Annotated in this window: 25 protein-coding genes, 2 tRNA genes and 1 pseudogene; 9 read left to right on the top strand and 19 right to left on the bottom strand. The window is 70.0% G+C overall.

Translation table 11 applies throughout. The features are described 5' to 3' along the window. A pseudogene (locus tag AB0J87_RS54075) lies at window positions 1-132 on the bottom strand (deoxyribose-phosphate aldolase); the annotation flags it as partial. A 199-nt stretch (window positions 133-331) separates the two neighbouring features. Here AB0J87_RS54075 and AB0J87_RS54070 point away from each other — a divergent pair. Together AB0J87_RS54070 and AB0J87_RS54065 are read left to right on the top strand one after the other, a co-directional pair. After that, on the top strand, window positions 332-478 hold the full coding sequence (locus tag AB0J87_RS54070; RefSeq protein ID WP_192789639.1) for a hypothetical protein: 147 nt from the start codon (window positions 332-334) through the stop codon (window positions 476-478). A gap of 115 nt (window positions 479-593) precedes the next feature. After that, a complete protein-coding gene (locus tag AB0J87_RS54065; RefSeq protein WP_363981569.1) occupies window positions 594-3,446 on the top strand; it encodes an AAA family ATPase in 2,853 nt (950 codons plus the stop codon). On the opposite strand, the gene AB0J87_RS54060 is transcribed toward AB0J87_RS54065, so the two are convergent. The 7 genes from AB0J87_RS54060 to AB0J87_RS54030 form a co-directional block, all read right to left on the bottom strand. Beyond that, the gene (locus AB0J87_RS54060) at window positions 3,432-4,013 is read right to left on the bottom strand and encodes a TMEM165/GDT1 family protein (RefSeq protein ID WP_350733731.1); all 582 of its coding nucleotides are present in this window, start codon (window positions 4,011-4,013) and stop codon (window positions 3,432-3,434) included. The two genes, AB0J87_RS54065 and AB0J87_RS54060, sit on opposite strands and share 15 nt — an antisense overlap. A gap of 331 nt (window positions 4,014-4,344) precedes the next feature. Then, window positions 4,345-5,382, bottom strand: coding sequence for a UDP-N-acetylmuramate dehydrogenase (locus AB0J87_RS54055; protein ID WP_363981566.1), 1,038 nt, complete (start codon window positions 5,380-5,382; stop codon window positions 4,345-4,347). Window positions 5,383-5,393: 11 nt separating this feature from the next. Then, complete coding sequence (locus AB0J87_RS54050; RefSeq protein WP_363981564.1) at window positions 5,394-6,236, bottom strand: hypothetical protein; 843 nt, start codon at window positions 6,234-6,236, stop codon at window positions 5,394-5,396. A gap of 414 nt (window positions 6,237-6,650) precedes the next feature. Beyond that, window positions 6,651-7,079 carry a MaoC family dehydratase gene (locus AB0J87_RS54045; RefSeq protein ID WP_363981561.1) on the bottom strand — a complete coding sequence of 143 codons (429 nt, stop codon included), beginning with the start codon at window positions 7,077-7,079 and terminating at the stop codon, window positions 6,651-6,653. A gap of 1 nt (window position 7,080) precedes the next feature. After that, window positions 7,081-7,530: a MaoC family dehydratase N-terminal domain-containing protein gene (locus AB0J87_RS54040; protein ID WP_363981558.1), complete on the bottom strand. Its 450-nt coding sequence runs from the start codon at window positions 7,528-7,530 to the stop codon at window positions 7,081-7,083. A gap of 714 nt (window positions 7,531-8,244) precedes the next feature. Beyond that, the gene (rpmG, locus tag AB0J87_RS54035; RefSeq protein ID WP_019632658.1) at window positions 8,245-8,409 is read right to left on the bottom strand and encodes a 50S ribosomal protein L33; all 165 of its coding nucleotides are present in this window, start codon (window positions 8,407-8,409) and stop codon (window positions 8,245-8,247) included. Between the two features lie 71 nt (window positions 8,410-8,480). After that, window positions 8,481-8,554 (bottom strand) — tRNA-Met (locus AB0J87_RS54030). A gap of 302 nt (window positions 8,555-8,856) precedes the next feature. Between AB0J87_RS54030 and AB0J87_RS54025 the strand changes: the two genes are divergently transcribed. Then, window positions 8,857-9,603, top strand: a complete 747-nt coding sequence (locus AB0J87_RS54025; RefSeq protein ID WP_363981555.1) for a DUF2071 domain-containing protein — start codon at window positions 8,857-8,859, stop codon at window positions 9,601-9,603. A gap of 202 nt (window positions 9,604-9,805) precedes the next feature. On the opposite strand, the gene AB0J87_RS54020 is transcribed toward AB0J87_RS54025, so the two are convergent. The 5 genes from AB0J87_RS54020 to AB0J87_RS54000 all read right to left on the bottom strand — a co-directional run bounded on the left by AB0J87_RS54020 (window position 9,806) and on the right by AB0J87_RS54000 (window position 12,384). Next, window positions 9,806-9,878 (bottom strand) — tRNA-Thr (locus tag AB0J87_RS54020). Between the two features lie 39 nt (window positions 9,879-9,917). Beyond that, window positions 9,918-10,148, bottom strand: a complete 231-nt coding sequence (locus AB0J87_RS54015) for a transposase (protein WP_350733721.1) — start codon at window positions 10,146-10,148, stop codon at window positions 9,918-9,920. 73 nt (window positions 10,149-10,221) lie between these two features. Continuing rightward, window positions 10,222-10,749, bottom strand: coding sequence for an NlpC/P60 family protein (locus tag AB0J87_RS54010; protein ID WP_363981552.1), 528 nt, complete (start codon window positions 10,747-10,749; stop codon window positions 10,222-10,224). An 88-nt stretch (window positions 10,750-10,837) separates the two neighbouring features. Continuing rightward, window positions 10,838-11,800, bottom strand: coding sequence for a GH25 family lysozyme (locus tag AB0J87_RS54005; RefSeq protein WP_363981549.1), 963 nt, complete (start codon window positions 11,798-11,800; stop codon window positions 10,838-10,840). A 50-nt stretch (window positions 11,801-11,850) separates the two neighbouring features. Beyond that, complete coding sequence (locus AB0J87_RS54000) at window positions 11,851-12,384, bottom strand: ATP-binding protein (RefSeq protein ID WP_363981546.1); 534 nt, start codon at window positions 12,382-12,384, stop codon at window positions 11,851-11,853. Between the two features lie 247 nt (window positions 12,385-12,631). Here AB0J87_RS54000 and AB0J87_RS53995 point away from each other — a divergent pair, with 247 nt between their 5' ends. Genes AB0J87_RS53995 through AB0J87_RS53985 form a run of 3 tightly spaced genes read left to right on the top strand, consistent with a single transcriptional unit; the run spans window position 12,632 to window position 14,813 of the window. After that, window positions 12,632-13,573: an ATP-binding cassette domain-containing protein gene (locus AB0J87_RS53995; protein ID WP_363981543.1), complete on the top strand. Its 942-nt coding sequence runs from the start codon at window positions 12,632-12,634 to the stop codon at window positions 13,571-13,573. Further along, window positions 13,554-14,297, top strand: a complete 744-nt coding sequence (locus tag AB0J87_RS53990; protein ID WP_363981540.1) for an ABC transporter permease — start codon at window positions 13,554-13,556, stop codon at window positions 14,295-14,297. The genes AB0J87_RS53995 and AB0J87_RS53990 overlap by 20 nt, the downstream gene beginning before the upstream one ends. Before the next feature lie 12 nt (window positions 14,298-14,309). Then, window positions 14,310-14,813 (top strand): NUDIX hydrolase, encoded by a 504-nt coding sequence (locus AB0J87_RS53985; protein ID WP_363981537.1) that lies wholly within the window; start codon window positions 14,310-14,312, stop codon window positions 14,811-14,813. Here the strand turns inward: AB0J87_RS53985 and AB0J87_RS53980 are convergent, their stop codons facing one another. Then, on the bottom strand, window positions 14,814-15,161 hold the full coding sequence (locus tag AB0J87_RS53980) for a hypothetical protein (RefSeq protein ID WP_363981534.1): 348 nt from the start codon (window positions 15,159-15,161) through the stop codon (window positions 14,814-14,816). 474 nt (window positions 15,162-15,635) lie between these two features. Between AB0J87_RS53980 and AB0J87_RS53975 the strand changes: the two genes are divergently transcribed. Further along, complete coding sequence (locus AB0J87_RS53975; protein ID WP_355206940.1) at window positions 15,636-15,908, top strand: ribbon-helix-helix protein, CopG family; 273 nt, start codon at window positions 15,636-15,638, stop codon at window positions 15,906-15,908. A gap of 20 nt (window positions 15,909-15,928) precedes the next feature. Here AB0J87_RS53975 and AB0J87_RS53970 read toward each other — a convergent pair whose 3' ends face one another. Continuing rightward, the gene (locus tag AB0J87_RS53970; protein WP_363981531.1) at window positions 15,929-16,864 is read right to left on the bottom strand and encodes a helix-turn-helix domain-containing protein; all 936 of its coding nucleotides are present in this window, start codon (window positions 16,862-16,864) and stop codon (window positions 15,929-15,931) included. A 71-nt stretch (window positions 16,865-16,935) separates the two neighbouring features. On the opposite strand from AB0J87_RS53970, the gene AB0J87_RS53965 reads away from it, so the two are divergent. Then, window positions 16,936-17,826 carry an NAD-dependent epimerase gene (locus tag AB0J87_RS53965; RefSeq protein WP_363981528.1) on the top strand — a complete coding sequence of 297 codons (891 nt, stop codon included), beginning with the start codon at window positions 16,936-16,938 and terminating at the stop codon, window positions 17,824-17,826. On the opposite strand, the gene AB0J87_RS53960 is transcribed toward AB0J87_RS53965, so the two are convergent. After that, window positions 17,823-18,956 carry an FAD-dependent monooxygenase gene (locus AB0J87_RS53960; protein ID WP_363981525.1) on the bottom strand — a complete coding sequence of 378 codons (1,134 nt, stop codon included), beginning with the start codon at window positions 18,954-18,956 and terminating at the stop codon, window positions 17,823-17,825. The genes AB0J87_RS53965 and AB0J87_RS53960 overlap by 4 nt on opposite strands. Window positions 18,957-19,018: 62 nt before the next feature. Between AB0J87_RS53960 and AB0J87_RS53955 the strand changes: the two genes are divergently transcribed. Beyond that, complete coding sequence (locus AB0J87_RS53955; protein WP_363981522.1) at window positions 19,019-19,459, top strand: MarR family transcriptional regulator; 441 nt, start codon at window positions 19,019-19,021, stop codon at window positions 19,457-19,459. Between the two features lie 16 nt (window positions 19,460-19,475). Here AB0J87_RS53955 and AB0J87_RS53950 read toward each other — a convergent pair whose 3' ends face one another. From AB0J87_RS53950 to AB0J87_RS53940, 3 genes are read right to left on the bottom strand one after another with little or no spacing between them, the layout of a single operon-like run. Next, entirely contained in the window at window positions 19,476-20,108 is a 633-nt protein-coding gene (locus AB0J87_RS53950) for a 2'-5' RNA ligase family protein (protein WP_363981519.1), read from the bottom strand. 48 nt (window positions 20,109-20,156) lie between these two features. Beyond that, window positions 20,157-21,044: a hypothetical protein gene (locus AB0J87_RS53945; RefSeq protein WP_363981516.1), complete on the bottom strand. Its 888-nt coding sequence runs from the start codon at window positions 21,042-21,044 to the stop codon at window positions 20,157-20,159. A gap of 16 nt (window positions 21,045-21,060) precedes the next feature. Then, window positions 21,061-21,585 (bottom strand): MauE/DoxX family redox-associated membrane protein, encoded by a 525-nt coding sequence (locus AB0J87_RS53940; RefSeq protein WP_350733700.1) that lies wholly within the window; start codon window positions 21,583-21,585, stop codon window positions 21,061-21,063. Window positions 21,586-21,631 lie beyond the last annotated feature (46 nt).

The following is a 21,631-nucleotide window of genomic DNA, read 5'->3' as shown; positions in this document are numbered from 1 at the left end:
GGTCTTGATCGAACGGGTGCCGAGCATCGCCGCCCGCTGGTCCGCGCCGACCCGGTCAACCCCGGGCAGGCCGTGCAGGAAAGCTCGCAACGCCGAGTCGGACGAGGCGACGTCCGCGAGCGAGGTAGTCACAGTTGACACCAACACAGCATCGCCGACCAGGGCCGTGAGCTCCAAACCGGACCGCCTTAGGCGGCCGGCCCCGGGGGTCTTAGGCATGCCGTACGCGTCGGCGTACCGGAGATAAGGCATCCACCCGATGTGGCAGGCAGGGCCTTAGACCGAGTCTTAAAGGTGTCAGGAAGAAGCACGAAATTTCAGGAGACACACCATGCACCCCGAGATCGAGTACGAGCTCATGAAGAACCACGCGAGCGAGCTCCGCAAGGCCGCCGCCGAGCACCGGCGGGTACGCGAGGCCGAGAGGGCCAACAAGTCCGAGCGCCGCTCGGTCTTCGGCAAGCTCCGTTTCTCATGACCATCCCACGAGAGCCCGGCCACCACCTCCCTCGTGGCCGGGCCTCGAAACCCCCGTAAAGGGACCCCCATAAAAGCGTCGAAAGTAATCGATGGGGCATGACATGCTGGATGACATGCGGGGACGTTCTGTCAGTCCCGTCTTCGTCGGGCGGGAAGAGGAGCTGGCGGCTCTGTCTGAAAGCTTCGACGAGGCACGAAAAGGCACGGTGACGGCCGTCCTGCTCGGCGGCGAGGCCGGGGTCGGCAAGACCAGGCTCATCCAGCGCTTCGCCGAGCAGTGCCAGGCCTGCGGCGCTCACGTGCTGTTCGGCGGCTGCGTGGAGCTGTCCACGGAGGGTCTGGCCTACGCGCCGTTCACCGCCGCGCTCCGGCAGCTCGTCAGGGAGCAGGGCCCCGCGGCCGTCGCCGGGCTGCTGCCGGACGGCGCCGAGCGCGATCTCGCGCGGCTGCTGCCCGAGTTCGGCGAGCCGAGCGGCGACGGCGAGACCGACACCGGCCGCGCCCGGCTCTTCGAGCAGTTCCTCACCCTCCTCGAACGTCTGGCCCTCGCCCGTCCCACCGTCCTCGTCATCGAGGACATCCACTGGGCCGACAGGTCCAGCCGCGATCTCATCGCCTTCCTCAGCCGCAACCTGCACGCCCCGCAGGTGCTGATCGTCATGACCTACCGCTCCGACGACCTGCACCGCCAGCATCCGCTCCGGCCGGTGCTGGCCGAGCTGGGCAGGGTGAGCGGCGTGCACCGGCTCGACCTGCCCCGCCTGTCGCGGGACGAGGTCGCCCAGCAGATGGCCGGCATCCTCGGCGAGGTCCCCCAGTACGCCAAGGTCGAGAAGGTCTACGAGCGCAGCGAGGGCATCCCGCTGTTCGTGGAGGCCATGCTGGAGGGCGAGGACTGCGCGTTCCCCGAGTCCATGCAGGACCTCATCCTCAACTCCGTCGAACGGCTGCCCGAGGAGACCCAGCGCCTGCTGCGCGTCGCCGCCGCCGGCGGCATCCGGGTCAGCCACAAGCTACTGGCCGCCGTGAGCGGCCTGTCCGACGTCGAACTGGAGGCCGCGCTGCGCCCGGCCATCGCGGGCAACGTCCTGCAGATCGCCGACAACCGCGCCTACGTCTTCAGGCACTCGCTCATCCGCGAGGCCGTGCACGACGAGCTGCTGCCCGGCGAGCACCAGCGGCTGCACGCCAGGTTCGCCGAAGAGATCTCCAAGGACCGCGGGCTGGTCCCGCCGGGGCGCGCCGCCGTCGAGCTGGCACACCACTGGTACGGCGCCCGCAACGACACCTGGGCGCTGATCTCCGCCTGGGAGGCGGCGCAGAAGTCGTTCAAGGCGTTCGCGTACACCGAGGCCGTCCCGCTGCTCGAACGCGTCCTCATGCTGTGGGAGCGCGTGCCCGACGCGGCCGAGCTCATCGACGCCGACCACACCGCCGTCCTCGAACGCGCCTCGGAGGCCGCGAACGCCGGCGGCGAGGCCGACAAGGGCGCCAAGTTCGTCAAGGCCGCGCTGTCGGAGCTGGACGAGGCCAAGGAGCCCGGCCGCGTCGCGCAGCTCATCGTGCGGCGGGTGGGGTTCAAGAACGCCAAGGGGCAGCTCGGCGTCATCGAGGACCTCCGGCACGCGCTGCGGCTCGTGCCCGAGAACGGCGCCGACCGCGCCGAAGTGGTCTCGGTGCTGAGCCGCCACCTCATGTTGCGGGGCGAGATCGCCGAGGCGAGCGAGCTGATCACGGAAGGGCTGCGCCTGGCCAGGGAGCTCGGCGACGGTTGCCTCGAAGCCGACCTGCTGATGAACCTGGCGCTGGGCCACTCCCTCAACGGCGAGAACGAGTCCACGATCACCGTGAACGAGCAGGCGCTGGAGATCGGCACGGCGGCGGGGTCCGCCCGCCTGATCACCAGGGCGGTCGGCAACAACATCGACGCGCTGATCGACATGGGCCGCCACGAGGAGGCGCTGCGCCTGGCCGAGCACGGCTGGGAGCTGGCCAAGAAGTACGGCAGGCTGCGCGGCAGCGGGCTGTTCATCAAGAACAACTGGGCCGAGGCGCTGGAGGCGATCGGCCGCTGGGACGAAGCCATCGAGATCATCGAAGGCGCGCTCGGCCACGGCCCCGTCCTGCGCCACCGGTACGCGCTCCTGCGCGTCCGCGCCGACATCGCCCTGGCCAGGGGCGAGCTGCAACTGGTCGAGGGCATCCTGTCAGAGGTCGGCGTGCTGAAGGACCGGCCCGAGGAGTTCGTCCAGGACATCATCAACAACGCCCGCCTGCACATCGGCTGGCACCTGACGAAGGGCGAGCCGGGGGCCGCGCTCAGCGTGGCCGAGCGCGTGCTCTCGCACCACAAACAGTCCAGCAAGGCCATGCTCAGCTGGCGGCTGCTCTCGCTGCTCCGCACGGTCTGCGACGCCGCCGAGACCACCGAGCCCGAACGGGCCGCCGCGGTGCGCGAGCTGGCCGCGGAGGTGGCGGCCGAGCTGTCGGTCATCGGGCCGGTCGTGGAGGCGTACCGGCTGTCGTACACCGGCGACTTCGACGCCGCCGCGGCGGCCTGGGAGCGGCTCAACCGCCCGCACAACCAGGCCAAGGCCCTGCTGCGGGCGGCCACCGCGGCCGCGCGCGGGGGCGACCGGGAGGGGGCGGCGGCCCGGCTGAAGGTGGCGCACCCGCTGGCCCAGGCCTTGCGCGCGACGCCGCTGATCGAGGAGATCGAGGTGCTGTCGCGCCGGGTGGGCGGGGTTCAGCCCGCCCAGGAGCCCTCCGAGCTGCTGACGCCGCGCGAGCTGGAGGTGCTGCGGCTGGTGACCCAGGGCAGGACCAACCGGGACATCGCGACCGAGCTGTTCATCTCGGCGAAGACGGTGAGCGTGCACGTGTCCAACATCCTGGCCAAGCTCGGCGTCACCACCCGCGGCGAGGCCGCCGCCGCGGCCCACCGCCTCTCACTACTGTCCCCCTGATCCGATAAGCGCTTCCGCCAGGAGGACGACGCCGAAGATCGCGAACGCCGCCGCGGCGCCGTACCGGATGACCTTCTCCGGCAGGTGCTTGCCCAGCAGCCGTCCCACCAGGATCGCCAGCGCGTCCGCCGCCACCATGCCGACGGTCGAGCCGATCCAGGTGCCGAGCCAGCCGTGCTGCGTGGCCAGCGTGATGGTGGCCAGCATCGTCTTGTCGCCCAGCTCGCTCAGGAAGAACGCCACGGTCACCGCGATCAGGGCGTTCCTGGTGGTGCGCTGGGCCTTCTTCGACTCGTCCTCGGTCAGCTCGTCCCCGCGCAGCGTCCACGCGGCGAACCCGAGGAAGGCCAGCCCCGCCACCACCGCGATGGCCGTCGTGGGCAGCGCGTCACCGATCAACCCGCCCAGGGCTACGCTGACCAGGTGCACGAGGGTCGTGGCGATCGTGATGCCCGCGAGCACGGGCCAGATCTTGAAACGGGTCGCGAACGTCATCGCCATGAGCTGGCTCTTGTCGCCGAGCTCGGCCACGAAGATGACGGCGAGACTGATCCAGAACGCTTCCAACGGTCCCCTTCCGCGCGACCGAGCCGGAAGCGGCGACCCGGGGAGATTCGGGCACGACTTCGGCCCGGCAGCGTCTCATTGCACAACTGCCAGGCCGAAGGTCTCGTCCGCCCGTATGAGGCCCGTGTGACCGGGCGCGATGAAGCGCCAGTGTGTCGATCACACGATTGGGACTACTCCCCTTCGGAAATTCCAACCAACCATAACAGCCCGCGAACGGGACCTATTCCCCGAGGCCCGAGCACGGGCTTCTCCCGCCCCCGCGTCCCGAGCGGGACCTGTTCCCAAGGCCCGAGCACGGGCTTCTCCCGCCCCCTGTCCCGGGCGGGACCTATTCCCCGAGCTCGCAGCCGACGAGCACGGGCTCGTTGACCAGCGTGACCCCGAACTTCTCCCGCACCCCGTCCCGGACCTCCCTGGCCAGCGCGAGCAGGTCGCCGGTGGTGGCGACCCCGTCGGGGTTGGTCAGCGCGAGCGTGTGCTTGGTGGAGATGCGTACGGGCCCGCGCGCGTACCCCTTCGGGTAGCCCGCCTGCTCGATCAGCCACGCGGCGGGCACCTTGACCGCCCCGCCGGGCAGCTCCCAGCGCGGATGCCCCGGGGCGCGGGAGGCCAGCTCCGCGGCCTCCTCGGGCGTGAGGATCGGGTTGGTGAAGAACGAGCCGGCGCTGCGGGTGTCGGGATCGTCCGGGTCGAGCACCATGCCCTTGCCGCGCCGCAGCGCCAGCACGGCCTCACGGGCCTGCGCGAGCGGCACCCTCCCGCCGGGCTCCGCATCCAGCCTGCGGGCCAGCTCCTCGTACGCCAGTGGGCCGGACATTTCCGAAATATCCAGCGCGTACGTCACCGCGAGCACCACATGCCGCGCCAGGTCGCGCTTGAAGGCGCTGTCACGGTAGGAGAACCCGCACTGCCGCGCCTCCAGATCCACCACCTGCCTGGTGCGGCGGTCGTAGGCACGCACGCACCAGACGGTCTGGGCCACCTCCTGCCCGTACGCGCCGACGTTCTGGATGGGCGTCGAGCCGACCAGCCCGGGGATGCCCGACATGCACTCGATGCCCGACCAGCCCTCGGCCACGGCGCGGGCGACCAGCGGGTCCCAGTCCTCCCCCGCCTCGACCGTGACCAGCACCTGCTCGCCGTCGCGCGAGACGGTCACGCCCCGGGTCGAGACCTTGATGACCAGCCCGTCGAAGCCCTCGTCGGCCACCACGACGTTGCTGCCTCCGCCGAGCACCAGCGTGGGCAGCCCCTTCATGTCCGCCTCGGCCACCAGGGACACGAGGTGCTCCGCCGTGGTCGCTTCGGCGAAGTCGCGGGCGGGGCCGCCTAGGCGCAGCGTGGTATACGGCGCGAGCATCTCCATGGGCCAATAGCTTATGAGGTGCCCAGTATGCGCAGCACGCGGTCGAAGTTCCGGCGGGACTCCCGTGCGTCGTAGTCGGGGTCCACGTCGTGCGATCCCAGCCGCACGGCGGGCAACGGCTCCTCGGGCACAACCAGCTCTCTGTGCCCTTGCCGAAGAGGCCCCTGCTGGTTGGACCCCTGGGGGGACCCTTGCTGGAGTGCGAGGGAGAGCGCCAGATCGGCGTTCCTGCCATAGCCGGCGTCCTCGGGCAGGGCTCGGAGCGCCGGGGCCCGGCGTACCGCCATGAGCTCCCCCGTCAGCGCCCGCACCCTCCTGGGCCCGGCCGTGCCCGGCCCCGGCTCCACCACGCGGACCGGCTCCGGCTCCCCGTCCGGGAAGTCCACGCCCCTCCACCCGGCCGCCACGGCGCCACCCGCGACGGCCGCGACCAGCGGGGTCAGCGCGTCGCCGCAGAGCTCGACATTCGTGTCCATGAGCACGTGCACGTCCGCCTCGTCGAGCCGCAGCAGCTTGGCGCGGCATTCGCCCCAGGTGGCCGTACCCCCTCGCCAGTGCGGCTCCTCGGCCACGTGCCACACGGCGATCCGGTCCGGATGCCGGTCGGCCAGCTCGTCCAGCACCTCACCGGCGCCGTCGACGTCGCCGAGGTCGAAGGCGAGCACGCGCGCGTTCGTGTGCTCGACGATCGATCCCACGCTCTTCCTGACGTCCTCCGGCCAGCCGTCGACCAGCAGGCCCACGGTCACGGTGACGTCCTTGGTCTCCGTACGCTGGCGTTCCAGCTTGACACCCAGCTCGTCGAGGCGGTTGGTGGCCAGCGAGCTGTCCCAGACGCGCTGAGCGTGCAGCATGGTGTCACCCGTGTCGCCCCGCTGCCCGGGAGCGCCGGAAAAGCCCAACTCGGCAGCGGGATCAAGCCGAGCATGCGCCCCGTTGCCCGCCCCTGCCCCGCTCGCCTTGGCCTTCGCACCGGCATTTCCTGTTTCGGTCGCTTTGGCCTTCGTATCGGCCGCACCGGCCTCGGTCGCCCTGCCCCTTGCACCGACAGTCCCGGTTTCGGTGCCGCCCGCGGTGTCGCGTCCCGTGCCGGAGCTGCCCGCCACCTTCTCGACCCGCGCCGGCCGAAGGTGGGCGGGCGGCTTGGCATCGGTCACAGCGGAAACGGGGATCGATCGAACTGTGGGCCAAACTCGTCGCGCGGCTTCGTTCATAGACGTCACGCGTACCCGAGACCCGCCCGAAATATCACCCGGCCGGCCGCCGCGTCAGGACAGCTGGACCACCGCGCGGGCCTTGGACAGCACCTTCTGTTCGCCCGACCTGGCGGTGAGCCCGATGACCACCCGCTTGTCCTCCAGCTTCTCCTCCACCACCCCGCTGACCGAGACCGTCGCCCCCTGATCGTCGTCGGGAACGACCACCATCGACGAGAACCGCACCCCGAAGTCCACCACCGCCCCGGGATCCCCGGCCCAGTCCGTGACGAACCGCCCGGCCTGCGCCATCGTGTACATCCCATGCGCGATCACGTCGGGCAGCCCCACCATTTTGGCGAACCGCTCGTTCCAGTGGATCTGGTTGAAGTCCCCGGAAGCCCCGGCGTACATCACCAGGTTGAGCCGGCGCACGTTGTAATCGGCGGCCGGGATCTCCTGACCGACCTCGACCTCGTCGTACTTCACCGTGGCGGTCATCTCAGCCGGCCCCTCCGCGCTCGACGATCGTGTTGTAGGTGACGCAGACCGGCTCGCCGTCGACGGTCGTCACTTCGCTCCTGACCGTCAACAGCTCGTTCCGCCCGGCCGTGCGGATGTCGGTGATCGTCGCGGTCGTGACGAGCTGGTCCCCGGCGCAGACCTGCCGGACGTACTCGAAGCGCTGCTCGCCGTGGACGACCATGGCGAGGTTCAGCCCGAGGTCGGGATCGACGAGCGCCTCGCCCCCGCTCTGCAGGCTGAACACGATGGGGAACGTGGGCGGCGCGATCACATCGGGATATCCGGCGGCCTGGGCTGCCTCTTTGTCCCGGTAGAGCGGGTTGTTGTCACCGATCGCGGCGGCGAACTCTCTGATCTTCACCCGGCTGACCTCGTACGGCACGCTGGGCGAATAGGTCCTGCCCACGAAGTCTCGGTTCAAGGCCATCAGTGCTCCCTCGCATGTCACCAACCGAGCGCTGCTGAGGCCGACGGTAACAGAACAAGGTTCGGCTGTCGCCGGTGATTATCTTGATTTTGCCCCGCGAACTTTCCCGGCGCCCGGCCCTTCCAAAACTCCCGCCATAACCACCGCCTTCTCTCGGCACGACGGTCGGTGCGCACGACGCCGCCCACCCGTCACTGCACCCACCGACCCACACCCCGGCCAACCGCAGTCAGCGCGTCCGCCGACCTTCTCGGGACTGGCCACCGTCACGACGCCCAGCGCCCCCCACAGGGCCAGCCAGCGTCACGACGCCACCGCCCCCTCCCAGGAGGCCAACCAGTCACAGTCACGGCGCCCGCAGACCGCCAAGGGGCCGGTCACCCGTCACGGTGCCCGCTTGTCCCCGTCTGGGTGGCGACCGGAGCCCCGGCGACGGCGCGCCGAACCGGGACCAACGCCCACCGCGAACACCCCAGACACCAACCCCGAACACCCCAGGCGCCCACTCCGAACACCCCAAGGCGCCCACCCCATCGTCCTAAGGCGCCGACGGCCATGCCGCCATCCGCCGGCCGTCCATCAGCGGCCAGAGGGGGCCCTGGGGTCCGTGTGGAGTCGCTGAACCCCTGTACAGACGCGACAAACCGGCGCCCTGTGGTAGGACGCCGGTTGTGCGATATGACGAAATGTGGGGCAGAAGCCCTGCCCGGAGACCTAGCGGGTCTCGCGGTGCGCGCGGTGGCAGCGGCAGTTGGGGCAGTACTTCTTCAGCTCAAGCCGATCCGGGTCGTTGCGCCGGTTCTTCCGCGTGATGTAGTTGCGGTGCTTGCACTCCTGGCAGGCCAGCGTGATCTTCGGCCTAACGTCGGTGGCAGCCACTTGGGAGTGCCTTTCTACGTTCGGGACATGGACACGCCCGTACCCAGGCCTGGTGACCTGGGAGTGGGCAGTAGCGGAGGCCGGACTTGAACCGGCGACACAACGATTATGAGCCGTTTGCTCTGCCTGACTGAGCTACTCCGCCTTTGGGCCGGTAACGACCCCGGCCCCGTAGAGGATACCCGACGCAGCGAGCACATTCGTAACTCGCCCGATCGGGTGGGGTGCTCCCAGTATGCCTCAGGAACCCCCGACAACCGAAATCCATTACCAATCGGCGATGCTCGCCCCCGAACAGCCGACTCCACCTGAAGATCAAGCAGTGGAGGAGGCAAGCGTAGCAGCGACCGGCGCGACGCGCACAACCCCTGAGAGCACGTGGATCTCGCCGTGGCGCACATGATCCCGCCCGGCCCCGCGCAGCCGTAGGAGCCGTACCTTTTGGGCATGAGCTTCGTGGGCACTCCCCGGCCGCGTCCGCGCTGGCACCACGCGCACACGGATCTGGAGGACTTCGCGATCGTGAGCTACCGGGTGGACGCCGACGCGCTCGCCCGGCACCTGCCCGAGGGCTTCGCGCCCATGGAGGCGAGCTTCGGGGACGGCCCCGGCGCCCTGGTCTCCGCCGTCGCCTTCCGCGACCGGGACTTCCACTTCCGATTCCTGCCGCAGGCGTCGATCAACTGCGGGCAGATCAACTACCGGGCCTACGTCACGGCGTACGGCAAGGCGGGCGTCTGGTTCTTCGGCACCCGTCTGGACCACCCCGTCGTGGCGATCCCGCAGCACCTGTGGGGCATGCCGTGGCGCCGCGACCACATCCGCATCGAGGCCGACTGGCTGGGCACCCCGGCCCGCTGGCGCCTGGAGTCCACCGACGGCCGGTGCGAGGCGGTCGAGCTCCCGCAGGCTCCGGCGCTGCTGGACGGCTTCACGGACGATTCGGACTGGCTGGAGCAACTCACCCATCCGACCCAGGGCTGGTACCGGCGTAGGGACGGCAGGGTGGGCGCCTACAGCATCTGGCACCCGGTCATGCGGCCCCGGCACCTGGAGGCCACCTTTGCCAGGTTTCCCTTCTTCGAGCGTCTGGGGCTGATCGCGCCCGACACGCCCCCGCACTCGGTCCTGGCGCAGGCCCGGATCCCCTTCGACATCCACACCCCACCGCACCGCTTCCACCCGCACGGGTGACCACGCCGCTCGGCTCGACCGGTACGCGCAGGGCGTAGGCGGCGCGGCGGGCCGGTGATTTGGGGTGGGTGGCGGAGATTGGGTGGCGGAGATTGGGTGGCGTGGGAGGGGGTGGTGGTTGAGGGTGGGGCGAGGGATGGGAAATGCGAAACGCCCGGCCCCGCGATCTTGCGGGTCGGGCGTTGTAGGCGTTCAGAGCAAGAGCCCCCAAACGGAATCGAACCGTTGACCTTCTCCTTACCATGGAGACGCTCTGCCGACTGAGCTATAGGGGCCTGTCCGGCGCTGCGGACAGGTGTAACCATACACGGCACTCAGCGATGATGCGAACTCGTTCGGGCCTCCGCGCGCTCTTCCGTCCGCCGCCGCGCCGGCAGTTCGATGACCTCGCACAGGTCGGCCAGGTCGACGTGTCTGGCCACCTCCGCCACAGAGGTGCAGTCGGCGACCACCCACCCGTGCCGGCGCACCCGCAGCAGTTGCCGCCCGCCGTGCACCACGCCTACGACCTCGTAGCCGTCGAGGCCGACCCATCGCCTGTCCATAGCGGCACACAGTAGCCGCCGGGTCTCTCAATTTTTGCCATGCCACACGCGTTACAGGCCATACCGAATCAGTTCAGAGCCGGTAGAAACCCAAGAAATCCTTACGACGGGCGATGTCGTCCACGCGCACCACCGCACCGGTCTCGGGCGCGTTCATCATCTTCCCGTTGCCGAGATAGATGCCCACATGGTGGGTTTTGATGGCTTTTTTCGTGATGCTTCCGAAGAAGACCAGGTCCCCCGGCATGGCCACCAGAACCCGCCGCATCCGCCGTACGTGATCGTTGGTGTTCCCCGGCCCCAGCACGTCAGACCCGCTGGCCAGCGCGTACACCCATCGCGCGAACCCCGAGCAGTCGAGACCGCGCGTCCGGGCAGCCGGGCAGGGCCGGATCTTTCCCTGGTATCCCTTGCAGGTCCCGTTCGACGGCCCGGGCTCCTCGGCGTGACCGCCTCCCCATGAGTAGACGATCCTGCGCTGCTCGAGCTCGTACGCGATCCGCACGACGTTCTCCGGCACGTACAGCCCGAGTGGCACGGAGGCCGTGGCGACGAGCAGGACCAGCGCCGCCGCCCCTGCTGCCAGCCGCCACCGCCTCATACCGTCCCGCCCCCGACAAGCTCCATGGCCCTCAGGAGTCATCCTGCCTCATGGGGATCTGCGCTGCTCGGCGGCTCCCCGGCAGGCGTCAGCGGGCCTTGAGGGTCAGTTTCACAGAGCCCACGGTGACGTACAGCCCGACCGTGCCCTTCGACTTCGACGGCTTCGTGGTGATCGTGAACGTCGCCTTCTGTCCCCGCGTCAGCTCCCCCACCTGGCACAGCACCGCCGTGCCGCTGAACTTGCACCCGGGCGCCTTCACCACGCGCTGCCCGCCGAACGCCCGCCCCGACACCTTGACGTCCTTGACGGGGTGCGGGCCGGTGTTCGAGACGGTGACCGTGTACGTCTTCCGGTTCCGGGCCGCGCCCGAGACCGTCACCTCGGCCGGCGGGTTGGCCAGCTCCTTGAGCTGGGACTCGGAGCCGTTGAACGAGTTCTGCCCACCGGCCAGCGTGCCCTTCTCCGCCGACTGCCAGAACGTGTGCCTCTTCCAGCCCTTCGGCAGCTCACCGGGGTCGCCGCCCCAGCGGGCGAGCCAGAGCGGGTTCGACTTGAACTTGTCGGAGTTCCCCGTGCAGGTCTGCCACCAGCTCGTGGTGGTGTAGATGATCGCGCGGCGGCCGGTGGCCTCGTGGTACTTCTTCGTGAAGTCCTTGATCCACGTGACCATGTCCTCGGCGGACAGGTCGTAGCAGTTGTTCTTGCCGTTCTTGTCCTTGTACGGGTTGTCCTCGATATCGAGCACTCCTGGCAGCGTTTGACCGTCGCTGATCCAGTTGCCGCCGTTCTGCAGGAAATAATCGGCCTGGGCCGTCCCGTCGGATTCGTGTGGTTGCGCAAAGTGATATGCGCCCCGGATCAGCCCGGCCCCGGCGGCACCGCCGTACTGGGCGTCGAAACTGGGGTTGCGGTAGTTCGTCCCCTCGGTGGCCTGGACGAACGCGAACTTCGCGCCCCCGGAGGCCACGCTTTCCCAGTCGACCTCGCCCGTCCAGTTACTGACGTCGACGCCGGGAACACCGTCGGCCGCCTCCGCGACTCCACCCATACCTAAGGCAGCAATTGCCGCAATTACCCACAGACTTTTCACGCGGGAGATCATTGCGGACCCTGACACAACCCCGCAAGTCCCGAAATATCAACTGTTTTTGAGGTATCAATCCAATAGACCGTCCCAACTCCCAGCGGCCGTGCCCCCGCCGTCCATTCCGCCCAGCGCTCGTCCCCGAGCCGGGCCTCGCCGTGGATCGCATGCCGCACCCGCCCCTCGTACCGGCGCCTGGCCAGCTCCGGCGGCACCGCGCACCAGACCTCGCGCACCTCGACCGAGGCCTCGACCCCGGCCCGCTCGAGTCCGGCGAGCACCAGCGGCCGCGTCGGCGCCAGCCAGGGGCTCTCCAGCACCGCGCCCCGCCCGGCGCTCGCCAGCAGCGTCCACATGCTCTCCCCGGCGGCCGCGCCCAGCCGCCTGCTCCATTCCCGCTCGCCCACCCCGGGCGGCCGTTCGAGCACGTCGGCCAGCGTCTCCTTGAGGTCGTCCTTGCTGAAGACCGGCAGGCCGAGCGCCCGCCCCAGCGCCCGCGCGACCGTGGTCTTCCCGGCCCCGGGCAACCCGTTCACCAGCACCACCATCCGGCACACGGTCAGCCATGCTGCCAGCCCCGCCCGGAAAATTTTGCGACACCCGGGAAACCGCACCTCAGGGCCTCGAAATCCACCGTCGCGGGCCACCGTCGGAAACGGTGTTTCCGCAGGTGAAAGGGGTTTATGAACGTGACATTCACGTTTGCCAAACCGGATTGAACCTGCACAAACTTGATTCGATCCTCAATCGCGCCCCCGACCAGGGGTTATTTCGCCATGCCCGGAGAGGCCGACCATGATCCATACCCGGGGACTGACCCGAGTGTTCAAAATCAAGAAGGAGCGTGTGGAAGCCGTACGCGGCCTCGACCTGGAGGTGGAGGCCGGCCAGCTCGTCGCCTTCCTGGGGCCCAACGGCGCGGGCAAGTCCACCACCCTGCGCATGCTCACGACCCTCCTGCCGCCCACCTCGGGCACCGCCGTGGTGGCGGGCCACGACGTGGCCAAGGACCCGGCGGGCGTGCGCGCCCGCATCGGCTACGTCGGCCAGCGCAACAGCGCGGGCGAGAACTTCCTCGTCCGCGACGAGCTCGTCACCCAGGGCCGCTGCTACGGCCTGGACGCCAGGCAGGCGACCGCCCGCGCCGAGGAGCTGCTCGACCTGCTCGACCTCAGAGCGCTGGCCAAGCGACGCCCCGGCACGCTCTCGGGCGGCCAGCGCCGCCGCCTGGACATCGCGCTCGGCCTCATCCACCGCCCCGGCCTGCTGTTCCTCGACGAGCCCTCGACCGGCCTCGACCCGAAGAGCCGCGCCGAGGTCTGGCAGCACATCCTCCGGCTGCGGGAGACGTACGGGACGACGCTGTTCCTGACGACCCACTACCTGGAGGAAGCCGACAACATGGCCGAACGCGTGGTGATCATCGACAACGGCCGGATCATCGCGGACGGCACCGCCGAGCAGCTCAAGAACGACCTCGCCGGCGACCACATCACGATCACCACCAGCACGGAGGAGGAGGCGCGCAGGGCCGCGGAGCTCGGTGGCGGCGCCGCCGACGGCACCACCGTGCGCCTGCGCGTCCCCAACGCGGCCGCCGCGCTCCCCGACTACCTCAGAACCCTGGACGGCTCCGGCATCAAGGTCACCACCGCCGAGACCATCCGTCCGACGCTCGACGACGTGTTCCTCGCTCTTACCGGGAGAAGCCTCACCGATGACGACATTCTTTCGTGACACCGCCACCGTCTTCTCGCGGGAGTTCAAGCCGGTCGTGCGCGACTCGGTCGGGCTGCTGTTCGAGATGGGGCAGCCGCTGCTGTTCCTGTTCCTGTTCGGGTCGCTGCTGGACGGGGCGGTCGGGTCGTCGTGGCAGTGGTTCGTGCCGGGGATCCTGGTCATGATGTGCCTGACGGGCCCCATGTCCGCCGGTTACACCCTGCTGGTCGAGCTGATCGGCGGCTCGCTGGAACGGCTGATGGTCACCCCGCTGAACCGCACGGCGATGCTGGTGGGCCGGACGTTGAAGACCATGATCGTGCTGCTGGCCCAGGCCGTCCTGATCATCATGCTGGCCGTCCCCCTGGGCTTCGAGCTGTATCCGGCGGGCGTCCTGGCGGGCCTGGCGCAGCTGGTGGTCTTCGGCGTCGGCCTGGGCTCGCTCTCGTTCGTGCTGGCCATCAAGTCGGCGCCCGGCGGCACGCTCTTCTACATCGTCAGCCAGTCGATCATGTTCCCCCTGCTCCTCCTCTCGGGGATGATGCTCCCCCTGGAGACGGCTCCGGCGTGGCTGCGGACGATCGGGTACGCCAACCCGGTCACGTACATCGTCGAAGGCCAGCGAGCCCTCTTCTCCGGCAACCTGACAAGCCCCTCGATCCTGTACGGGACCGTCGCCGCCTGCGCGATAGCCGCGATCGGCCTGTATCTGGGCAACCGGGCCATGCGCCGGGGTGTCTGAGACCCTTGAGGGATGACTCATCTGACGGTCCCCTGGATCCCCGTACGCCATCGCCTGGACGTGATCCTGTCCCCGGCCCTCCCGCCTGTGGACAAGACCACGTCGGCGTTCGCGTTCGTCTCGGACCAGACCGGCAGAACGCTCATGACGTGCGTGGACGAGGAGGGCCGCGGGTGGGACATCCCCGGCGGCCACCTCGAACCCGGCGAAACGGCCCTCGACGCCGCGGCCAGGGAGCTGTATGAGGAGACCGGCCTGCGCCTGCCGGCCACCGCGCTGTCCGCCTTCGCCTGGCAGCGCATCGAGCTCCTGGACGCGGCCCCGGCCGGCTACCGCTACCCGCCGCTGACGTACATGGTGATGTTCAGGGCCCGTCTCCCGCATCCGGGCCGGCCGACCCGTCCGCCGGCCGGCTCGGAGAGCACCAGGGCGGACTGGCTCCCGCCGTCGGAGATCGCCCGCGTCTGCCCTGATCGCACCTGGTTGCCGCTTCTGGACGGCCTGAGCCCGCACTAGCTATTTGGGCGCCTTCTCGGCGAAGAGATAGCCGCCCACGATCACGAACCCGATCTGGAAGAGCCAGAGCCGCACGTCCGCCACCTCGGGTTTCATCTGGCTCCACGCCTGCTCCGGCAGGAAGCCGGGGCCGAGGATGCTGGCCAGGACGACGGTGATGAGCACGCCTAAGTAGACGCCGATGAACCAGCTGCGATGGCGGACCGCGGTCTTCTCCAGCAGCTGCACCACCGGCGAGTCCGGGGGTGGCGGGGAGAGATCCACCAGTTCGCCCTTCGGTCGGACGTCCTCGGCCCCCTCGGCCCCGGATCGATCTCCGGCGCCAGACGGCTGACTGGCTCCACTCATGTTTCCTCCATCAGCCCAGTCGTCAGGGCTGACTACGGGGAGGTGCGTTGGACCACCTCAGACTGCGATGGGACCCACCTCGGAGAGCGAGCCACGTGTTTATGTCAGATTTCTGCCGCTTCATGCGGGATTTCTGCCACGCTGCCCGATCGCGCGCCCCTGCGGGATAACGCACATCCTAGGGGCCTGTGGGATTCGAGCGCGCCTTTAGCCCACATTTCATGATGCCGCGACGCGCACCATTTGCCAGAATTAATCGTATATGAGGCACAGGAGGAGATCTTTCCGCACCGGTATAACGTTCTTCCTTCGAGGTGTGACAGGACAACACTCGGTACGGATCGGACCCGTTCCTCATGGCAAGCCAGCGTGTATAAAAAGCATGCGCCTATCGATGAGGACCGAGAGCAGCGAGACGTCGGAGCATCCCCGCCCTCTACTCCACGTGCCCCCTTACCCCAAGGGCCAGGTGACATGACCATGACGCGTGAGTCCACCGGCAAGGACCCCAGGCTCGAGCAGGAGAGGAGCAACAACAACAGCAATTTCGTCCGCCTGTCCGTCAATCTGAGCCACGAAACAGCGCAGACGTTCAAGGCACTGGCCGAGCGCAAGGGCCTGTCGTTCACCGAGGCGATCCGCCGCGCCATCACCATCTGGAAATTCGTCGAGGACCAGCTCGCGCAGGGCCACGAGCTGGCCATCGTGGAATCCGACGGAAATCCGCGAAAAATACTGTTCCTCTGATCAGCCATTCACCGGGGGCTCTAAGACGGAAGAGGCTCTCGGGTGAAGCTCGCGCGGTAGGCCGTGGGAGTGAGGCCGACCCGGCTGACCAGGTGTTTGCGGAGGGAGTCCGCGCTGCCCAGGCCGCTCCGCCCGGCCACCTGGTCCATCGGCAGTCCGGTGGTCTCCAGCAGCTCCCTGGCCCGGTCCACGCGCCGGTGCAGCAGCCACTGGAGCGGGCTCAGCCCGGTCTCGGCGTGGAAGCGCCTGGTCAGGGTGCGCACGCTGATCCTGGCGTGGCGGGCCAGGTCGGCCAGGGTGAGCGGGCGGTCGAGGTGTTCGAGCGCCCAGGCCCGGGTGGGGGCGAGTGAGGTGCCGCGCTCGGGAGGCAGCGGGGTCTCGATGAACTGGGCCTGCCCGCCCGGCCGTACGGGGGAGACGACCGCGAGCCGGGCGGCCGTGTTGGCCACCGCCGCCCCGTAGTCGAGCCTGATCAGGTGCAGGCACAGGTCGATGGCGGCCGCGGCGCCCGCCGAGGTGAAGATGCCGCCGTCCTCGACGAACAGGACGTCGGGTCGCACGTCGATCGACGGGAAGCGGGCGGCGAGGTCTCCGGCCAGCCCCCAGTGGGTGGTGGCGCGGCGCCCGTCGAGCAGGCCGGCCTGGGCCAGCACGAACGCGCCCGTGCACAACGAGGCGATCCGCGCCCCGTCGGCCGCGGCCTTCCGCAGGGCGTCGAGGACCTCCGGGGGAGCCGGCTCGCCGCCGCTGCCGACCGCGATCACCGTCTCGGCCTCCTCCAGTGCCTCCAGGCCGTGCGCCACCACCACGTCAGGACCCCCGACGGTCGGCACGGGGCCGGGCCGCGCCGTACAGACGCGTACGTCGTAGTGCGGGACGCTGTTGAACACCATGAGCGGGATCGAGACGTCGAAGCCCAGCACGGGAGGGACGATCACTGCGGCGAGGCGGTGCATGGCCAGATCCTCCGGATAGTTGGCATTCCGGCCACTATGCTACGAGGCCGCAGGTCGGCACGGTTGTCATCATGAAATCTCATGTGATCGTGGGTCGCGGGGCCACCGCGTCGAAGACCGCTCTGCTGCTGGCCGAGGACGGCGAGCGGGTACGGATGATCAGCCGCACGGGCGGCGGGCCCGACCACCGGCTCGTCGAGAGGGTCACCGCGGACGCGACCGACACCGACCGGCTCACCGAGCTGGCCGAGGGGGCGGACACGCTGTTCACCACCGCCGTGCCGCCCTACCACACCTGGCCCGAGCAGTTGCCGATCCTGTCGGCGTCGCTGCTGACCGCGGTGCGGCGGACGGGGGGCGCGTACGTCATGCTCGGCAACATCTACGGTTACGGGCCGGTGGATGGGCCGATCACGCCGCACTTCCCGCTGGCGGCGACCGGGCCCAAGGGGCGGGCCAGGGCGCGGGCGTGGGAGGAGGCCGCCGCCTCGGGGGTGAAGGTCACGGAGGTGCGGGCCGCCCAGTTCTACGGCGCCGGCGCCTTCTCGGTGTTCAGCCTCCTGGTGCAGCGGCCCGTGCTGGAAGGCCGGCTCGTCCTGGTGCCGCAGGAACTCGACGTTCCGCACAGTTACTCGGCGATCGACGACACCGCGCGCACGCTGGTCGCCGCGAGCCGGGAGGAGCAGGCGTACGGCAGGGCCTGGCACGTGCCCACCGCGACCCTGTCGGTGCGGGAACTGGCCCGGCGGCTCGCGGAGCTCTCGGGAGCGCCCGCGCCGCGGCTGGAGGAGATGACGGAACGCGACCTGACCCTGCTCGGGATCACCGATCCGTTGTGGGGGGAGATGCACGAAGTGCTCACCAAGCCGGGCCACCCGCTCGTCCTCGACTTCTCCGAGACCGAGAAGATCCTCGGCGTCGGCGCCACCCCGGTCGACGATGTGCTCCGGCAACTGATCTAGCGTCGCGAGACCGCCGGCTCGTTGAGGCGGTTGCTGAAGCGGGCGAGCATGGCGGTCTGGGACGTCTCGGGGAACAGCCGGGCGATCAGCGGTGGGACGCGCCAGTTCGCGGGGTTGCGCCTGGCCAGCCCGGAGACCAGGGAGACGTACGGGTAGCGGAGCTTCTCGTAGGCGCGCAGCCGTGCCGCCGGGTCGTCGCCGCCCTTGGCGAGCTCGCGCCCGAGCACCCACGCGTCCTCGAGGGTCTGGTTGGCGCCCTGCCCCAGGGTGGGCGGCATGATGTGGGCCGCGTCGCCGACCAGGGTGATCCGCCCCTTGCCCCACGCCGGGCGCACCTTGGTCCAGTGGTGGCCGAAGAACTCGAGGTCGTCCTCGGTCGCGCCGGCCAGCACCTCGGGGACGGGTGACGCCCAGTGCCCGAACCGCCGCCTCAGCTCGGCCAGCGGCGCCGCCGGCCGCGGATCGGCGGGCGACCAGCGCACGTCGAACCACCATTGCAGCAGGCCCTCACCGGCGGGCATGAGCCCGCACGCGCCCTCGCGCCCCGAGATGATGAGGTGCCGGTGCGTGCCGGCGAGATCGATGTCGATCCGGCTGAGCCCCTGCCAGGTCCCGAAGGTCGCCGGCCGTACGGCGCCGTCGCCCCACAGGCAGCGCCGTACGACCGAGTGGTGGCCGTCGGCTCCGATGAGCAGGTCTCCCCTGTCCGTCGAGCCGTCGCTGAAGGTCGCCGTGACCTGGCCGTCGTCCTGGGTCACGCCCCGGCAGGCCAGGCCGTGGCGGACGAGGTCGCCGGGCAGCCCGCCGGCCAGGCGTTCCAGCAGGTGGCGACGGGGGATCGCCCTGGTCTCGAAGCCGAAGCGGCCGGCCGCGTGGGCGATGTCCATGCTGGTACGCAGCCGGCCGGCGGCGGTCAGCGCGTCGATCCGGTCGATGCGGGCGCCGACGCCGTCGAGGCCGATGCCGAGATCGTTCAGCACGGCGGTGCCGTTGCTCCAGATGAGCACCGCCTTGCCGCCCGTCCGCCTGGCCGGAGCCTGCTCGTAGACCCGCACCCGGTGACCGGCGGCCAGCAGCTCGCGCGCGACGGCCAGGCCGCCCACCCCGGCGCCTATGACGAGAACATCCATATCTCCTCCATCACGGAGTATCTTCGATTCGAAGATACTCCGTGATGGAGTAGGTTAGGAAGGTGGCCCACGAACATCCAGACGACGTCTTCCGCGAGTTCCTGGTCGCGGTCCTCCTGCACAACGAGGCGGTCGCCGACCGGCTCGGCCTGCAACCCGTCGACGTCGCGGCCGCCATCCTGCTGGAGACGCGCGGACCGCTCGCCGTGGGGACGATCTCCGAGGAGCTGGGGCTGCCGTCCGCCTCGACGACCCGGCTGATCGACAGGCTGGAGAAGGCGGGCTACGTACGGCGGGTGCGCGGCGAACGCGACCGGCGCACGGTCACCGTGGAGCTGGTCGAGGGCGGCCTGGACGACTACAACGCCGCCTGCGAGGCGTCCAGGCGGCACCTGGCGGCGATCAGCGCGCACTACGAGCCGGAGCAGGCGATGGTGATGCTGGACATGTTCAGCCGCGTCACCGAGGCCTACCGACGCGCCACCAAGGAAGTACGGGGGTGAACCCCGCGGAGCCCGCTCACGACGCGCCGAGCCGGACCTCCGCCACCGGTCGCCAGTCCCAGGCCGTCTCCGGGCCGTCCTGGTTGACGACATGGATGCTGCGGATCGTCACCTCGCGCTCCGGAAGGCGTTCCCCGAGCGCGTCGATGATGGGCGCCGCCGGGCCGTCCGCGTTGCTGTAGGCCACGGTGACGTGCGGCAGCCACGTGTCATGGGCGAGCACGCCGTCACGTCCCGTGGCCGCCCGGGTGGCGAACCGCGCCGCTTCCAGCAGGGGCCGCAGCCGCTCGGCCGGCCGCGCCTCCAGCACGACCGCCTCGGGGTGGTAGAGCACCCGCCCCAGCGTCACCGTGATCGGCGCGACCCGCGCGAGCTGGCCCGCCGCCTCCGCGGCCATCACGGTCACCTGACGCTCGGTGATCTCGTGCGAGTATCCGGCGACGAACGTGGTGAGGTGGATGAACCGCCGCGGCACCAGATCGAGCCCCGCCAGGCCGGCCAGCCGGTCGTGCGCCTCCTCGACGATGGCCCGCGCCTGCGGGTCCTCCCCCAGCAGAACGTGCCAGTAGAGCCGGCCCTGCCCCGGCGGCAGCATGAGCGATCGGCGCTTCTCCCAGCGATTCGCCATGCGCGTCGGAAGCGGGCTCACGCGTCCTCCTCGGTGGGCGCGGGCAGCTGATCTGCTCACGCAGCGTGGTCACGATATCCGACTCGGTGAGCCGCGGTCACGAGGGGATTTGCGGGACAGCCGCACGTAGGCCCGGTCGTCGAAACTCTCGGCGCCGGCCGCCATCGCCTTGGTGGCCGCGTGTTCCATGATGCGCAGCCGATCGGCCCGTAACGAGGCCCGGAGCTCCGCTTCGGCTCCCGCGAGGGTCTGCGCCGGGCCGAGGTAGCCGTCCGACGCCAGCACCACCTCGTCCACGTCCTCCGCCAGCACGAACGTCTCCACGAACCGCTCCGGGACCGGCCGCCCATCCAGCAGGCCGTATCCAAAAGGACCGGCCTCATCCCGGTTGGCCAGCACGGCCTGGCGCTCCAGCACCGGCCGGATCAGCGCCCGCCCCGGATCGGTGGCCGCCAGGTCCTCCGGGCGCTCTCCCTGCAGCAGCAGGCAGTGCAGGTAGGCGGCCCGGGCGCCGGCCAGCACCGTGTCGATCAGCTTCCCGCCGGGGTGACGACGCCACCCGCCGTCGCGGTGGCCCAGCGCGACGTGGACGTCGCCCACGCGCCACACCAGCCGCCGTTCCGGCCACACCACCGCCGCGACGGCGGCCGGCGCGAGAGGGTCGTCGTCGGCGACGGACCACTTGCGGCGCAGCCCCATGAGCTCGGCCGAGACGGCCGCGACCGCCTCCGCCACGGTGACGTCGTCCGGCAGGGTGACGAGGGTCTGCGCGACGCGATCGGCGGCCAGGGCCCCGCCGCTCGCCCCGCCGTAGTCGCGGCCGGACTTGTCGGTGACGCCGTCGATCACCGCCGCGCAGCGGACGCCGCCGCCGTCCTCGATGACGACCACCCGGTCCTCGCCGGGTCCCGCGCCTTTCGCGCGCACCGCGCGCTCGGCCACCCGCCAGCCCGTCACGTGAGCCGCCGCCGGCTCAGGTCGTCCGGAGCAGCGAGACGAGATCGTCCCACCGGGCCATGAGCAGGCCCAGTACGGCGCCGAAGACACCGACGATCGCGACGATGGCCGGATCGAAGGAGCCGTTCACCAAGGAAGCGGCCAGCCCGAGCAGCGCCACCGCGATGAGGATGCCGTTGCGGGCCACGTGCGCCATGCTCAGGGGCGTCCGGGAGGCGCCGAAGCAGCGGCAGGGAACGGCGGCGCCCCTCCGTACCACCATGATGACGGCGACGGTGAGGCAGCCGAGCAGCCCGGCCGCGAGCACGAACGACGCCGACCCGGCCCAGCGAAGGGGGACCGCGGCCAGCACGATGACACCGGCCTCGGCCACCGCCGTCGCCGTCGCGGCCGCCGGCGCCCTGGCGTTGTCGATCACCGCCATCGCCTTGATCGACTGGACGAACTCGTTCCAGGCCCGGCGGCTGGAGACCTTGCTCGCCAGCGCGAGGACGAACACCGTGAGCAGCAGCAGTCTGCTCGCCACATCGACGTACTGCATAGACCGCAACCTGCCATGGCCGCGCAAATCCGGCAAGAGCACCACT

It is taken from the genome of Nonomuraea sp. NPDC049625 (assembly GCF_040675285.1).
Taxonomy (GTDB): Bacteria; Actinomycetota; Actinomycetes; order Streptosporangiales; family Streptosporangiaceae; genus Nonomuraea; species Nonomuraea angiospora_A.
This window is presented reverse-complemented; position numbering and strand designations above follow the sequence as displayed.

Excerpts from the sequence above, each read along its gene's own strand:
- AB0J87_RS54070 (WP_192789639.1), top strand. The coding sequence starts at position 332 with ATGCACCCCGAGATCGAGTACGAGCTCATGAAGAACCACGCGAGCGAG.
- AB0J87_RS54065 (WP_363981569.1), top strand. The coding sequence starts at position 594 with ATGCGGGGACGTTCTGTCAGTCCCGTCTTCGTCGGGCGGGAAGAGGAG.
- AB0J87_RS54055 (WP_363981566.1), bottom strand. The coding sequence starts at position 5,382 with ATGGAGATGCTCGCGCCGTATACCACGCTGCGCCTAGGCGGCCCCGCC.
- AB0J87_RS54050 (WP_363981564.1), bottom strand. The coding sequence starts at position 6,236 with ATGCTGCACGCTCAGCGCGTCTGGGACAGCTCGCTGGCCACCAACCGC.
- AB0J87_RS54045 (WP_363981561.1), bottom strand. The coding sequence starts at position 7,079 with ATGACCGCCACGGTGAAGTACGACGAGGTCGAGGTCGGTCAGGAGATC.
- AB0J87_RS54040 (WP_363981558.1), bottom strand. The coding sequence starts at position 7,530 with ATGGCCTTGAACCGAGACTTCGTGGGCAGGACCTATTCGCCCAGCGTG.
- AB0J87_RS54025 (WP_363981555.1), top strand. The coding sequence starts at position 8,857 with ATGAGCTTCGTGGGCACTCCCCGGCCGCGTCCGCGCTGGCACCACGCG.
- AB0J87_RS54015 (WP_350733721.1), bottom strand. The coding sequence starts at position 10,148 with ATGGACAGGCGATGGGTCGGCCTCGACGGCTACGAGGTCGTAGGCGTG.
- AB0J87_RS54010 (WP_363981552.1), bottom strand. The coding sequence starts at position 10,749 with ATGAGGCGGTGGCGGCTGGCAGCAGGGGCGGCGGCGCTGGTCCTGCTC.
- AB0J87_RS54005 (WP_363981549.1), bottom strand. The coding sequence starts at position 11,800 with ATGGGTGGAGTCGCGGAGGCGGCCGACGGTGTTCCCGGCGTCGACGTC.
- AB0J87_RS54000 (WP_363981546.1), bottom strand. The coding sequence starts at position 12,384 with ATGGTGGTGCTGGTGAACGGGTTGCCCGGGGCCGGGAAGACCACGGTC.
- AB0J87_RS53995 (WP_363981543.1), top strand. The coding sequence starts at position 12,632 with ATGATCCATACCCGGGGACTGACCCGAGTGTTCAAAATCAAGAAGGAG.
- AB0J87_RS53990 (WP_363981540.1), top strand. The coding sequence starts at position 13,554 with ATGACGACATTCTTTCGTGACACCGCCACCGTCTTCTCGCGGGAGTTC.
- AB0J87_RS53985 (WP_363981537.1), top strand. The coding sequence starts at position 14,310 with ATGACTCATCTGACGGTCCCCTGGATCCCCGTACGCCATCGCCTGGAC.
- AB0J87_RS53980 (WP_363981534.1), bottom strand. The coding sequence starts at position 15,161 with ATGAGTGGAGCCAGTCAGCCGTCTGGCGCCGGAGATCGATCCGGGGCC.
- AB0J87_RS53975 (WP_355206940.1), top strand. The coding sequence starts at position 15,636 with ATGACCATGACGCGTGAGTCCACCGGCAAGGACCCCAGGCTCGAGCAG.
- AB0J87_RS53970 (WP_363981531.1), bottom strand. The coding sequence starts at position 16,864 with ATGCACCGCCTCGCCGCAGTGATCGTCCCTCCCGTGCTGGGCTTCGAC.
- AB0J87_RS53965 (WP_363981528.1), top strand. The coding sequence starts at position 16,936 with ATGAAATCTCATGTGATCGTGGGTCGCGGGGCCACCGCGTCGAAGACC.
- AB0J87_RS53960 (WP_363981525.1), bottom strand. The coding sequence starts at position 18,956 with ATGGATGTTCTCGTCATAGGCGCCGGGGTGGGCGGCCTGGCCGTCGCG.
- AB0J87_RS53940 (WP_350733700.1), bottom strand. The coding sequence starts at position 21,585 with ATGCAGTACGTCGATGTGGCGAGCAGACTGCTGCTGCTCACGGTGTTC.